The following is a 12,757-nucleotide window of genomic DNA, read 5'->3' on the forward strand; positions in this document are numbered from 1 at the left end:
CGCCGGTCAGCCCAGCCGACGCAGCCGCGGCTCCAAGTCGGTCTTGAACAGTTGCAGGAAACGCCGCTGGTCGTGGCCGGGGGCGTGGAACACCAGGTGGTTCAGGCCCCACTTGACGTACTGGCCGACCTGTTCCACCGCCTGGTCGGGATCCGAGGCGACGATCCAGCGCTTGGCGATCTGCTCGATCGGGAGCGCGTCGGCCGCCTTCTCCATCTCGATCGGGTCGTCGATGGAGTGCTTCTGCTCGGCGGTCAGCGACAGCGGCGCCCAGAACCGGGTGTTGTTCAGCGCCAGGTCGGGATCCGGGTCGTAGGAGATCTTGATCTCGATCATCTTGTCGATGCCGTCGGCGTTCCGCTCGGCCGCGGCCGCGCCCTCCAGCACGGCCGGCATCAGCTTCTCGGTGTAGAGCTCCTCGCCCTTGCCTGAGGTGCAGATGAACCCGTCGCCGGCCCGCCCGGCGTACTTGGCCACCGCCGGCCCACCGGCCGCGATGTAGACCGGCACGCCGCCGTCGGGCACGTCGTAGATCGAGGCGCCCTTGAGCGTGTAGTAGTCGCCGTCGAAATCCACCCGATCGCCGCGCCACAGCTCGCGCATCAGCCGCACCGACTCGCGCAGCCGGGCGAACCGCTCCTTGAACTCGGGCCACTGCCCGGTGAAGCCGGTGGCGATCTCGTTCAGCGCCTCCCCGGTGCCCACCCCGAGGAAGACCCGCTGTGGATACAGGCAGCTCATGGTGGCGAAGGCCTGCGCGACGACGGCCGGGTTGTAGCGGAACGTCGGGGTCAGCACGGAGGTGCCCAGCTGGATCTTCTCGGTGCGTTCCCCGACGGCGGTCATCCAGGCCAGCGAAAACGGGGCGTGCCCGCCTTCGTGGCGCCAGGGCTGGAAGTGGTCGCTGACGGTGGCGCTGTCCATGCCGTGCGCCTCCGCGGCAACACCGAGCTCCACCAGTTCTCGCGGCCCGAACTGCTCCGCCGACGCCTTGTATCCGAGTTTGAGTTCCGCCATTCCACCTTTTCTACTCTCCCGCGCTCTTCCTAGACTCACGGGCATGGGTGAGAGGCTGGTCGAGGTCGTTCCGGTGAGCGAGCGGGTCCACCTGGCCCGCGGTGAGGCGGTCAACTGGCTAGTGGTCACCGATGACACCGGTGTGCTGCTGATCGACGCCGGCTACCCCGGCGACCGCACCGACGTGCTGGCCTCACTGGGCGCGTTGGGCTATCACGCCGCCGATGTGCGTGCGGTGCTGCTCACCCACGCCCACGTCGACCATTTCGGTGCCGCGATCTGGCTCGCCAAAACGTACGGGACACCGGTCTACTGCCACGCCGACGAGGTGGGACACGCCAAGCGCGAGTACCTGGAGCAGGCTTCGCCGCTGGCGGTGGCTCCGCACCTGTGGCGGCCCAGTTGGGCCCGGTGGAGCGCGCACGTCCTGCGCAACGGCGGCCTGAACCGGGAGGGCATCCCCTCCGCTCGGCCGCTGACCGGGGACATCGCGGCCGGTCTACCCGGCCAGCCGGTGGCCATCCCCACGCCGGGCCACACCCGCGGCCACTGCTCCTATCTGGTTGACGGGGTCCTGGCCAGCGGCGACGCCCTGATCACCGGGCACCCGGTGCTGGCGCGCACCGGACCGCAGCTGCTGCCGGCGCTGTTCAGCCACAGCCAGGACGACTGCATCCGCAGCCTGGCGGCACTGGCGCTGCTGGAGACCGACGTGCTGGCGCCCGGTCACGGAGACGTCTGGCGCGGCCCGATCCGGGAGGCCGCCGAGGCCGCAATCGACCGAGCGGGCAGGCCCTAAGGTCACGATCTGATAAGTGCTGATCTCGGAGTTTAAGAGCGGCCTTACCAATCCGATCCTCATTTGCGGCACACCCGGCCCGGATCGACCGGCGAGTGATCGATTTGTTGCCCCAGTGCACATTCGGCTGCGCTACGGGACACCTGTCGCCCACCGTGGTCGCGCGTACCTTGGGCTCGGGACGGGAATTGCACGCACTAACCGGGAGGAAACATCCATGTCGAAACCCCTCGACACCACCATGATTCGGCGATTCGGCCTCGGCGCCGGACTGCTGGGCGCCGCTACCACCACCGTGGTGGCCACTCTGATCGCCGCGCCCGCGGCGTCGGCGGCACCGGACTGCAGTCCGGCGTCGGTGACCAGCACCGTCGACTCGGTCACCGGTTCGGCTCGGCAGTACCTCAGCGCCCACCCGGGCGCCGATGCCGTGGTGAGCCGGGCCATCAGCTCTCCGCGGCCCCAGGCCGCAGCCGATGTGCGCAGCTACTTCACTGCGCACCCGCAGGAGTACTACGAACTGCGCGGCATCCTGGCGCCGATCGGCGAGACGCAACGGCAGTGCCAGACGACGGTGCTTCCGCCCGAATTGGCCTCCGCCTACGCTGAATTCATGGCGGGATAACGGCGTTGCGTCAGCGGCTCGCCTTCGAGCCGAGCACCCTTGTGACAGCTCCTACTGCCCGCAGCCATCTCGTGACCCACTGCTGCGGGCAGTAGGAGCGGGGCCACCGTGAGCGCCGGCCCGATCACGACCTGGGTCTGTTCAGTTGTGCGGGGCAGTAGGCCTTGGCGGCGATCGCCGCGAACTGTGCTGCACCATCCCAGGTCAGCGCGGCGTTGTCGCTCTGCAGTTCTCTGACGACCTGCAACCCGGATTCCCCGTTGTCGATCAGCCCGCAGACCGTCCGGGCGGCCGCGATCGCCTGCCCTTCGCTGGCGAACGTAATACCCGACTGTCGAAGCGAGGCAAGGAAAGCCTGGTCGTTGTCGGCACCGTCGGGATCTGCCTGAGCTGCAGCGGCTCCGGTGATCGAGCACGCCAGGCCCACCGCCACGAGGAACTTCTTCGCGATCATCGATGCTCACACCCGCGCCAGCATGTGGGCCAGTTCGATGTAGAGCGGTATGCCGATAGTCACGTTGTAGGAGAAGGTCAGGCCCAGCGACGCGGCCAACGGCAGGCTCGGACTGGCTTCGGGAATGGCCAGCCGCTGGATCGCGGGAACCGCGATATACGACGCTGCACCGCAGAGCACCGCGAAGAGCACGTAGGTTCCGGTCTCCAGGGGGAACCCGGTGAGTTGGGAATACAAGCGGGCCACCGCGATACCGATCGTCGCGAAGAGGTTCGGTGCGAGAACGCCGAACAGGATCAGGCCCCGGCCCGCCGCCTTGAGATCCTTCAGCTTTCGGGACGCGGTGATCCCCATCTCCAGCAGGAACAGACACAGCGCCCCTTGGAACGCCGTCAAGAAGACCGGGTCGTCGACAGCGGTGACCTTCTGCCCCTGCAGGCCGCTGATGAATCCGATCGCTATGCCGCCCATGAGCAGGCACAGTCCAGGATTGAGAAACACTTCGCGAAGCATCGCGCCGGAGAGGAGAGATTCCTTTCTCGGAGACTCCGGAAGGTCCTCGAGTGTCACGGAACCGCCGGAGTCCGTGTCGCTGTGGTGAGCGGCCCGAACCACGGATCCGGCCGTCCCGGTGTACCCGATCTCACCGGGCAGCAGACCGACGGAGTCCATTCCCCTGCGCCGTAGCCGAGCCACCAGGAGTAACGCCACCAGGCAGCCGGGAATCTCCATGATCGCCAGCATCACCGGCATATACGAGTCGAAAACAACGCCCGCGGTGGCCAGTACACCGACACACGTGGCGAACGTGCCGGCCGAGTCCGACCCGTAATAGCCGGCGACCGTCGCCCGGTCGACTGCTCGCATCTTCGTGGTGTGCTTCAGGATGAAGTATGCCAATGCGCCGATGACGAAGTTCAGTACGAATCCGGTCAGCATGAAGCCGAGAATGCCTCCGAGACTGGACATGTCGACTCCGGCGAGCTCTTCGCCGCCGTGCCAGCCGATGGCCAGCAGCAGATACATCGTCAGCCCGTGGTAGATCGCCGCCGGAAATTCGAAGGGCACCTTCAGGATCGGCATGAGAAAGCCGAGATAGAAGAACAGCAGTAGCGGCTTGAACAGGTTGTGGGTGAAGTTCTGCCAGAACTCCAGAAGCATCTGCATTGAGATCTCCGGTTTCGGAATGCTGTCGGAAGGGGTCGGCCGCGGGTCACGTCACGGGTTTGTTGGGCGCCTTGGTCCTGCTGCCCTTGAGGTGAACGGCATGGATTCCCGGCTTGCGCGACAGCTCGTCGAGCAAGGTGTCCAGCCCGGCCTGGTCGGTATTCCAGTGCTGCACCGAGTCGGGTTGATGCCGCAGTTTGGCCAGCACCCGGTCGAGCTTGGCGGGGGTCTTGGCGCCCATGCCGGTGGTGACGCGTGTCCGTCCTGCTGCGGCGACGAGCCGGGGCGCCGCACTGCCGAGGGCCCCACCGGTCATGGCACCGAGCGCCATCTGGCTCGCCAGGCCCCCGGAAATGGCTGCGGGGGCCCCGGTCCCGCCGGCGCTCGGTATCGCGCCGACCGCCAGCCGGATCGCCGGGCTCTGTCCGGCCCACACCGGCGGGACAGACAGTGACCCGACCAGATCGGCTTCGCCCATTCCGGCCGACACCGCAGCGGCGAGTCCACCGGACGGCGGCAGCGCGAGTCCCGCCCCCATCCGGGTCGCCGGGATCTCGACGAGCGCACGTCCGAGTGGCGGGGCGAACTTCAGAAAGTTCTGAATGGGGAAGTTGGTGAGCAGGGAGACGTCGTTGAACTGGGTGGTAAAGCCAAGGGGGACCTTGACAGCCGAGTACAACGCCGAGAACGTCGAGCCGGCGTCCGATGAGCCGGTGAGGCTGTTCAGCAGGTTGTTGAAGAACGCGGTGTACTGGGTCGCGAGGTCGGCACCGGCCTGCAGGATGGGGTTGGCAGCCGCGGTCGACGCGGCGACCGGCGCGTTCCCGGTGGTGGTCTGTGGCGGTTCGGTGAAGGCGCTGATCTTCGTGGCGGCCGCCGCCGACACGGCATAGCTCTGCATGACCGTCGCATCCTGGGCCCACATCTCCATGTACTGAGCTTCGGTAGCGGCGATCGCCGCGGTGTTCTGGCCGACCAGGTTCGTCGCCAGTAGTGACATCAATTGAGTGCGGTTGGCCGCCACCACTTCCGGTGGCACGACGGCGGCAAAGGCGGTTTCGTAGGCGACCGCGGCGGCCTGCGCCTGCGCGGCCGCCTCCGCGGCCTGCGCCGAGGTGACCGACAGCCACGCCGCATAGGGTGCCGCCGCGGCCGCCATCGACTCGGCCGACGGGCCGGCCCATGATTCAGCGGTCAGTTCCGCCACCACCGCGGCGTAGTCGGCTGCTGCAGAATGCAATTCACCGGCCAGCCGCTCCCATGATGTCGCCGCCGCCCGCAGCGGTCCGGACCCCGGGCCGGTGTAGATGTTTCCCGAGTTGGTCTCCGGCGGTAACCAAGAAAAGTACATTCGCCTCTCCCTCATCTGGTGACGCGCGACCGCAACACGCGGGCTGGGCTACGAGCCGGGTTCATTCGTCGTCCAGCGCCGGGATCACCACGATGGTGGCCGCCGCAGGGTCCGCCTCACCGGCAACGGCGCCGACGACATCGGCGCCGACTCCGCAGCCGGCGGCACGGCTCATCGTCGCGCCGACGGTCCGGCCGGTGGTGGCCCCCATGGCACGTCCCGCCAGGCTGGCCAAGGCCATCTGACCGAACATGGTGTCCTCGGCGGCGAACGCGGCTACCGGAGCGGCCGCACTGGCCGGCATTGTCAACACCACCGGTTGGGTCACCGGCGCGGACGTGGCCCATGCCGTGGGTACCGACAGCTTTCCGACCAGCGCCGCCCGGCCGAGGGTGCCGGTCACCGGCCCCCCACCGAGCCCTGCCGCCGGAATGACGTCGTTCGCCAAGGACGACAAGGGCGTCAACGCGCCGGTGATGGCTTTCGGCCCGGCCAGGTAGGAGGTGGCCCCCATCGCATTGATAGGCCAGCTCCAGATCTGCCCGAAGGCCAGCAACGGCCCGCCCGGGATGGACGTCCATCCCAACAGTGGGCTGTACGCACCGGTCAGGGTGGACATGATGGTGTTCCAGTTGGCCAGATCGGTGCCGAGGCCTCCCGGCAATGTGGCTCCGGCCGGATTCGCCGACAGCGATTGCAGCGCACTCGGCAGCATTTTCAGCGCCTGGGAGATCTGTTGTCCGACTGCGCTTCCCGATCCAGCGGTGGCCTGCGCGGTCGCAGCCGCCTGATCGGCGACGCCGGCCGGGTCGGTGGTGGGCGGCGGCTCGGTGAACGGCATCAGCCGGGTAGCTGCCGCCGAGGCACCGGCGTAGCCGTACATGGTTGCGGCATCCTGAGCCCACATCTGTGCGTAATGCGCCTCCGTGGCAGCGATCGCCGGGGTGTTGAGCCCCAGAATGTTCGTCGCGATCAGCGTCATCAGCAGGCTGCGGTTCGCAGCGATCACCGGCGGTGGAACGGTCGCAGCGAAGGCCCCCTCGTAGGCCGCGGCGGCCGCGGCCGCCTGCGCTCCCGCCTGTTCGGCCTGGCCGGCGAGCCCGCTCATCCACTCGACGTACGGCGCAGCCGCCACCGACATGGCCTCCGCGGACGACCCGTGCCAGTCAGCCGACAGGTCCGATAGGACTGCACCGTATCCCGCTGCCGCCGAGTGCAACTCGGCAGCAAGTTCGCTCCACGCGGATGCCGCGGACAGCAACGGGCCCGGGCCGGCCCCTGAATACATCAGGCCGGAGTTCACCTCCGGCGGCAATGCCCCGAAATCCATATTCACCCAACCTTTTCCAAGCGTCTGAAGAGATGCTGTAGCACCAGCGGTGAGCCACGAAGAACCGAGCGCCGGCACGGCTCACCGGGATTGCCAGTTGCGGTTAGGAGCCGCGCTTTCGCCACGGCCGATGTATCCGGCGCTGCAGGTAGCCCTCAACGGCGTGCGCCCAGGCGCCCGGCATCTTTGAAGAATCGGATGCTTCGGCACGCTCGACGGATGGACCTACCCGTGCGACGCAACGTGTGATCACGGCGTAACCTCCTGGAAATACGGGTCTTTCACGCCATCGTCGAGCTGTCCGCCGATTGACGAACCCTCAAACTAGGGGCGATTTCCGGGGATTTGCTGTGGAAGAACTGGAAGGTGAATATCGAAAGTCCCTGTTGGACAAACTGAGTGATGCCGGTCACGCACTGCGACTGTCGTACGGTTGCAGCCGCAGTATCATCGATAGCGTTGTGCTCCAACAACATTCGCATGAGAAGCTTTTACGAACGTCTGCTGTATTAATTCAGTGCGACACCGATCGCGATGCCCTACGTAGTGACGAGCCTCGCACTCGATACCACGTTATACGAGATAAATTCTCGCGCAACACATCCCGAAGCGCAGGCCGGCTAGCTCCGGGTGGCCGCGACGTAGCGGATCGCAGCCGGGGCCCCATCGAGCTCACGATCGGTCAGCCGGGGCAGCCGGGCGGCGGCGAACAGGTCAGCGATCCCGGAGTCGACCGTCATCCAGCCGCTTTCGGTCAGGTGCCGCACCACGTCGGTGTGCTCTCCGGAATAGAACGGTCCGGGCCCGGTCAGGCTCAGGCCGCGCCGGCGCCAGCGCTCGACGAGGGATTCGTGATGCACCGCCTGCGGCCTGCTCGGTGGCACCGCGTGGTCCGCGGCGAGCCGACTGCCCGGGGCGCTGAGCGCGCTGACACCGTCGAGCAGGCGGTTCTGCGCATCCGAGGGCACGTACCAGACCAGCAGGCCTTCGATGACCCATGCCGTGGGGGCGGCCACGTCGAAACCCACCCGCCGCAGCGCTGCCGGCCAGTCGCCCCGCAGGTCAACTCCGACCGCACGGCGGTTGACACTCGGCGCGCTGCCCCAGGCCCGCATGGTGGTGGCCTTGAAGTCGACCACCGGCGGATGGTCCACCTCGTAGACGATGGTCTCGGCCGGCCACCACAACCGGTAGGCGCGGGTGTCCAGCCCCGACCCCAGGATCACCGCCTGGCGGATCCCGCCGCGAGCGGCGTCGGTGAAGAACGCGTCGAAGAACTTGGTGCGGGCCGCGGAGAACTCGGCCAGCCGCGGAAACCCGCCGTCCTTGCCCAGCCGACTGATGTCCAGCTCGCCGTCGGCTACCCGAATGCAGAAATCCAGCCCCACCTTGTGCACCAGCGGCGCAGCGAAGGGGTCGTTGATCAGGCCGCGAGACGTCGCCGCGGCTCGCGCCGCGGCCAGCACGGTCGCGATGACGCCGGCACCGGTGGCCAGGCTCCCGGTGTCATCCGGGGAGGCGGGCGCCGTGCTCATGGGTGTCCACCGTGGCGGCACGACGGTCAGTGCACCCTTCTGCCGGCCGGCACCCCGTGCACGACCGCCCGGACCCGATCCTCCGTCCCGCTCGCCGCGGCGAACAGCATCTCGTCGCCGGCCCGCAGCGTATCTGCCGCCCGCGGCAGGATGACCGCGTCGCCGCGCAGCACCGCGACCAGGGCGGCGCCCTCGGGCAGCGCGATGTCGCAGACCTTGCGGCCGATCAGCGGGTTGTCGTCGGGCAGCGTCAGCTTCGTCAGGCTCGCCTGGCCGCGCCGCAAGCCCATCAGGGGCACCAGGTGGCCGACGTCGATGGCGCCCTCCACCGCGGCGACCATCGCTCGCGGGGTGGAGACCGCCACATCGATACCCCATTCCTCGGTGAACAGCGGCTCGTTGCGCGCGTTGTTGACCCGCGCGACCACCCGGGCCACCCCGAACTCGGCCTTGGCCAGCAGCGCGGTGGCCAGGTTGGCCTTGTCATCACCGGTGGCCGCGATCACCACATCACAGATCTCGATGCCGCATTCCTGTAGCGCGGACAGCTCGCAGGAGTCGGCGAGCAGCCACTCGGCCTCAGGGACGGAGTGCGGCTCGTAATGCGCCGGATTGCGCTCGATGAGCAGCACCCGGTGACCGTCGCCGATCAGTTCCCGGGCCACGGATCGCCCGACCGCGCCGGCACCGGCGATTCCGATGCGCATGATCGCTCCCCTCGTCCCCGGGCTGCCCCGGCCGCTCCGGGCGTAACACGGTTGTGACAGCGCTACTGATTTACTGACAGATAACACGAACCCGCTGACTTTGAGCGAATCACACGAGTGGGTTCGACCGCCACCGCCGGCCCGAATGGGGATCAGATGAGCCTGGAACAGCTGTACCTGGCTTTGCTGATCGGGGGCTCGGTACTGCTGGCCAGCATCATCGCCACCCGGGCGGCAGATCGGGTCGGTCTGCCCAGCCTGCTGCTGTTCCTGCTGGTCGGGGTGGCGATCGGCAACGACGGGCTGGGCCTGGACTTCTCCGACGTACAACTGGCCAGTGACCTGGGCACCACGGCGCTGGCGGTGATCCTGGTCGAAGGCGGTTTGACGACGCGCTTTTCGAACATCCGCACGCTGCTCGCGCCCGCGGCGGTGTTGGCCACCGTCGGCGTGGTGGTCAGCATGGCGGTGATCGCGGTGGCCGCACACCTGCTGCTGGGCATCAGCTGGCAGCTGGCCTTCCTGCTGGGCGCGATCATCTCGCCCACCGACGCCGCCGCGGTGTTCTCCATCCTGCGCGTGCTGCCGCTGCCGCGGCGGGTGGCGGGTCTACTGGAGGCCGAGTCCGGCTTCAACGACGCGCCCGCGGCGATCATGGTGCTGATGCTGAGCACCACGCCGCTGACGATCGCACCGGTGCACGCGATCGGCGACGTGGTCTTCGAGCTGGTGATCGGGTCGGCGATCGGATTGGTCGCCGGGTTGCTCGGGGCGATGATGCTGCGTCGCGCCGCACTGCCGGCGTCCGGCCTGTATCCGCTGGCGACGTTCGGGCTGGGCATGGTGGCGTTCGCCGCGGCCGCCTCGGTGCACGCCAGCGGCTTCATCGCCGCCTACCTGTCCGGGGTGGTGCTGGCGAACTCCGGGCTGCCGCACCGCGCGGCCATCCGCTCGTTCGCCGAGGGGCTGGGCTGGCTGGCGCAGATCGGTTTGTTCGTGCTGCTCGGACTGCTGGTGAGCCCGAGTCAGCTGTCCGGGGAGCTGGTGCCGGCGCTGCTGATCGGGGCGGTGCTGCTGCTGCTGAGTCGTCCGCTGTCGGTGGTGGCCTCGCTGATCTGGTTCAGGGTGCCGTGGCGTGAGCAGATCTTCCTGTCCTGGGCCGGCCTGCGCGGCGCGGTTCCGATCGTGCTCGCCACCTTTCCGATCGTCGAGGGAGTGCCGGACAGCTATCGACTGCTCAACATCGTGTTCATCCTGGTGGTGGTCTACACGGTGGTGCAGGGCCCCAGCCTGGGCATGGTCGCCCACTGGCTGGGGCTGATCCGACGCGATAGCACCCGTGAGATCCAGGTCGAGGCGGCGCCGCTGGATGTGTTGGAAGCCGAGCTGTTGACGATGACGGTGCAGCCGGAATCGAAGCTGCACAACGTCTCGCTGCTGGAGCTTCGGCTGCCTGATCCGAGCGTCATCACCCTGATCATCCGCAAGGGCGACACGTTCGTCCCGCAGCCCGACACCCGGATCGCCGTGGGCGACGAGCTGCTGATCGTCACCACCAGCAAGACCCGCGCCTCGGCGGAAAGCCGGCTGCGGGCGGTCAGCCGGCGCGGCAAACTGGCCCACTGGTTCGACGAGTACGGCGACTCGGAGTAACCCCCCCCCCGTTGACTCTGCGCGTACCAGGCGAAAGTGCGAGTGCGGTGTCTGGTGAGCGCAGGGTCAACGCAGAAGAATGAGTGGAATGTCCACCTCCGCCGGGGTGAGACCGCCGTGGAAGCCCACCAGCTGCGCCGTCTGCGGCGGTTCGTGATCGGTCGCCAGGATCGCCGTGTCGCCGCCACAGGTCACCACGACGTCGCCGATGCGGGCCAGGTGCTCCTCGCGCACCGGCCCGAAAACGCCTGCGGCGACGGCCTGTTCGCGGGTTTGCACCAGGGCCCGACCGGCGAGCAGCTCCGTCCAGGCGGCCAGCACGTCTGCCGTCGCGCCCGGTTCGGTGTGCAGGTAGCGCACCCGCGGCTCGCCCGCGACCACCCGGATTCCCGCGCGCAGCCGCGGGTCGGCGTCCAGGTCGATGCGCGCCTCGTCGGGCACGTTGAGCCCGCCGTGGTCGGCGGTGACCACCAGCGCGGCATCCCCCGGTAGGTGCTCGAGGACATGCCGCAGCAGCGCATCGACCTTGGCCGCGGCGGTGTGCCAGTGCGGTGAGCCGATGCCCGAGACGTGCGCCGCGTGGTCCAGCGCCGCGGTGTAGCCGTAGACCAGACCGGGTGCGGCCGCCACCTCCGCGGCGAGCCGAGCGGCATAGTGTTCGCCCTTGGCGGTCGGGCGAAACTCCGCGCCCCGGTAGGCGGCCTCGGTCAGCCCGCTGCCGATGAACATCTCCGGCAGCACCGCGCGGGCGCTGATGCCCGCGTCGCGGAGTCGTTCGAACCAGGTCGGCACCGGCTGCCAGGCTCGCGGCGGCGGGTCGTCTGCCCAGAAGATGTGGGTCAGCACGGAAGCGGTTCCGGGCACGTTGACGGTGAAGCCCAAAACGCCGTGCTCTCCCGGCAACGCGCCGGTGCCCAGCGAGACCAGGCTGGTCGGCGTGGTCGACGGGAAGGTGCAGGCCAGCTCGGTCAGCTGCCCCGTGGTGCCGGCCAGCACCGAGGCCAGCAGCGGGGCGTCGGGGGCCAGCTGCGGCAACAGGTGATAACCCAGCCCGTCGACCAAGACCACCGCCAGGCGCCGCACGTCGCCGAGGCGCTCTACCAGGCCGAGTACGTCGGTCGCGCCCGGAACTCCGAGCGCCGCGGCCGCGGACGGCAGGATGTCGCAGATCGAACCGGGCACCGGTTCAGCCTGCCACCCCCTCGATTACGGCACTGCTGCCGGCTCGGGCGTCGGCGCCGTGGAGCCGTTGGTGGCGCCGGCGTTCGCCTTGGTCCGCGGCGCGCTGCTGCCCGAGTTACCCGAGCCTCCTGAGCCCCCTCCGCTGCCGCCGGAACCTCCGGAGCCGTTACCGGTGCTGGGGATGCTGAATTTGGGCAGGCTGGGCAGGCGTTCGGAACCCTCGCCCTCGGAGTTGTGTTCGGCGCCACCGGGAGTGGTGCCGGAGGGCGCACCGTAGCCGCCGTCGCCGGGGCTGTCGGGTGCGCCGTGGGCGGGGCTGTCGGGTGCGCCGTAGGCGGGATCGGCGTCGACGGATCCCGGCGTCTCGTGGAACAACTGGTCGAGCTGGCCCAGCGGGTCCTGAAGCACGCCGAGATCACCGAGGTCGCCCGGGTCGGCGGGGATCTCGCCCGGGCCCAGGTCGGCTCCGGCGGCCGCTGCGCCCAGGACGGTGTCGAGCAGGTCGTCGAAGTCGGCGTGCGCAGTCGGTGCGGCCAGCAGGCAGCAGCCCAGCGCCACAAACGCCGTGACTGCCCCTCGAACCGAACCGCGACCGCTCATCTGCGAAACCCTTCCTAAACCGCGCCGAGCAATGGTCGGCTCGACGAAGACGAACCTAGCCGTTTCGCGCCGGATTACGCGAGCCGAAAAGGTGGGCGAATACAATGTTCAAGGGCCGTTCATCTATCGTCATCCGTCACGTCACCATCGCCACGACGGCAGGTATTTTCCCAGGTGGGAGCGGCAAATGAGATGACCGTCACAATGGTTCACAGATTAAATCACCGCGAATGATTCCATTACCCACATAAAAGCGCTCTCTGCTCACATCTGTTGTTGAAGTTCGGCATCGATCGACACAAAAAATCAGGCCGAGCATTAAATGCCGCAACCGCCG

General features: G+C 68.2%; 12 protein-coding genes. 3 read left to right on the plus strand and 9 right to left on the minus strand.

The window, feature by feature from the left end; all coding sequences use genetic code 11:
- Positions 1–6: 6 nt before the first annotated feature.
- Complete coding sequence (fgd, locus tag G6N23_RS18260; protein WP_085260761.1) at positions 7–1,017, minus strand: glucose-6-phosphate dehydrogenase (coenzyme-F420); 1,011 nt, start codon at positions 1,015–1,017, stop codon at positions 7–9.
- Between the two features lie 55 nt (positions 1,018–1,072).
- Between fgd and G6N23_RS18265 the strand changes: the two genes are divergently transcribed.
- Both G6N23_RS18265 and G6N23_RS18270 read left to right on the plus strand, forming a co-directional pair.
- Positions 1,073–1,816, plus strand: a complete 744-nt coding sequence (locus G6N23_RS18265; RefSeq protein WP_173675059.1) for an MBL fold metallo-hydrolase — start codon at positions 1,073–1,075, stop codon at positions 1,814–1,816.
- 217 nt (positions 1,817–2,033) lie between these two features.
- Positions 2,034–2,441: a heme-binding protein gene (locus tag G6N23_RS18270; protein WP_085260759.1), complete on the plus strand. Its 408-nt coding sequence runs from the start codon at positions 2,034–2,036 to the stop codon at positions 2,439–2,441.
- Between the two features lie 124 nt (positions 2,442–2,565).
- Here the strand turns inward: G6N23_RS18270 and G6N23_RS18275 are convergent, their stop codons facing one another.
- The 6 genes from G6N23_RS18275 to G6N23_RS18300 all read right to left on the minus strand — a co-directional run bounded on the left by G6N23_RS18275 (position 2,566) and on the right by G6N23_RS18300 (position 8,985).
- Positions 2,566–2,895 (minus strand): DUF732 domain-containing protein, encoded by a 330-nt coding sequence (locus G6N23_RS18275; protein WP_085260758.1) that lies wholly within the window; start codon positions 2,893–2,895, stop codon positions 2,566–2,568.
- 6 nt (positions 2,896–2,901) lie between these two features.
- Positions 2,902–4,056 (minus strand): sodium-dependent bicarbonate transport family permease, encoded by a 1,155-nt coding sequence (locus tag G6N23_RS18280; protein WP_085260911.1) that lies wholly within the window; start codon positions 4,054–4,056, stop codon positions 2,902–2,904.
- Positions 4,057–4,108: 52 nt separating this feature from the next.
- Positions 4,109–5,413 carry a PPE family protein gene (locus G6N23_RS18285; RefSeq protein ID WP_085260757.1) on the minus strand — a complete coding sequence of 435 codons (1,305 nt, stop codon included), beginning with the start codon at positions 5,411–5,413 and terminating at the stop codon, positions 4,109–4,111.
- A gap of 61 nt (positions 5,414–5,474) precedes the next feature.
- Positions 5,475–6,743: a PPE family protein gene (locus tag G6N23_RS18290; protein WP_085260756.1), complete on the minus strand. Its 1,269-nt coding sequence runs from the start codon at positions 6,741–6,743 to the stop codon at positions 5,475–5,477.
- A 620-nt stretch (positions 6,744–7,363) separates the two neighbouring features.
- Positions 7,364–8,278 (minus strand): SAM-dependent methyltransferase, encoded by a 915-nt coding sequence (locus G6N23_RS18295; protein WP_085260754.1) that lies wholly within the window; start codon positions 8,276–8,278, stop codon positions 7,364–7,366.
- A gap of 26 nt (positions 8,279–8,304) precedes the next feature.
- Positions 8,305–8,985: a potassium channel family protein gene (locus G6N23_RS18300; RefSeq protein ID WP_085260753.1), complete on the minus strand. Its 681-nt coding sequence runs from the start codon at positions 8,983–8,985 to the stop codon at positions 8,305–8,307.
- A gap of 156 nt (positions 8,986–9,141) precedes the next feature.
- Between G6N23_RS18300 and G6N23_RS18305 the strand changes: the two genes are divergently transcribed.
- Complete coding sequence (locus G6N23_RS18305; RefSeq protein ID WP_085260910.1) at positions 9,142–10,638, plus strand: potassium/proton antiporter; 1,497 nt, start codon at positions 9,142–9,144, stop codon at positions 10,636–10,638.
- 66 nt (positions 10,639–10,704) lie between these two features.
- Here G6N23_RS18305 and G6N23_RS18310 read toward each other — a convergent pair whose 3' ends face one another.
- Complete coding sequence (locus G6N23_RS18310; protein WP_085260752.1) at positions 10,705–11,820, minus strand: alkaline phosphatase family protein; 1,116 nt, start codon at positions 11,818–11,820, stop codon at positions 10,705–10,707.
- A 24-nt stretch (positions 11,821–11,844) separates the two neighbouring features.
- Positions 11,845–12,420, minus strand: coding sequence for a hypothetical protein (locus tag G6N23_RS18315; protein ID WP_095173684.1), 576 nt, complete (start codon positions 12,418–12,420; stop codon positions 11,845–11,847).
- Positions 12,421–12,757 lie beyond the last annotated feature (337 nt).

Origin of the sequence: Mycolicibacter terrae, from assembly GCF_010727125.1 — a bacterium.
Lineage (GTDB): Bacteria > Actinomycetota > Actinomycetes > Mycobacteriales > Mycobacteriaceae > Mycobacterium > Mycobacterium terrae.

Coding starts and splice junctions, on each gene's coding strand:
- fgd (WP_085260761.1), bottom strand. CDS start 1,017: ATGGCGGAACTCAAACTCGGATACAAGGCGTCGGCGGAGCAGTTCGGG.
- G6N23_RS18270 (WP_085260759.1), top strand. CDS start 2,034: ATGTCGAAACCCCTCGACACCACCATGATTCGGCGATTCGGCCTCGGC.
- G6N23_RS18275 (WP_085260758.1), bottom strand. CDS start 2,895: ATGATCGCGAAGAAGTTCCTCGTGGCGGTGGGCCTGGCGTGCTCGATC.
- G6N23_RS18280 (WP_085260911.1), bottom strand. CDS start 4,056: ATGCTTCTGGAGTTCTGGCAGAACTTCACCCACAACCTGTTCAAGCCG.
- G6N23_RS18285 (WP_085260757.1), bottom strand. CDS start 5,413: ATGTACTTTTCTTGGTTACCGCCGGAGACCAACTCGGGAAACATCTAC.
- G6N23_RS18290 (WP_085260756.1), bottom strand. CDS start 6,743: ATGGATTTCGGGGCATTGCCGCCGGAGGTGAACTCCGGCCTGATGTAT.
- G6N23_RS18295 (WP_085260754.1), bottom strand. CDS start 8,278: ATGAGCACGGCGCCCGCCTCCCCGGATGACACCGGGAGCCTGGCCACC.
- G6N23_RS18300 (WP_085260753.1), bottom strand. CDS start 8,985: ATGCGCATCGGAATCGCCGGTGCCGGCGCGGTCGGGCGATCCGTGGCC.
- G6N23_RS18305 (WP_085260910.1), top strand. CDS start 9,142: ATGAGCCTGGAACAGCTGTACCTGGCTTTGCTGATCGGGGGCTCGGTA.
- G6N23_RS18315 (WP_095173684.1), bottom strand. CDS start 12,420: ATGAGCGGTCGCGGTTCGGTTCGAGGGGCAGTCACGGCGTTTGTGGCG.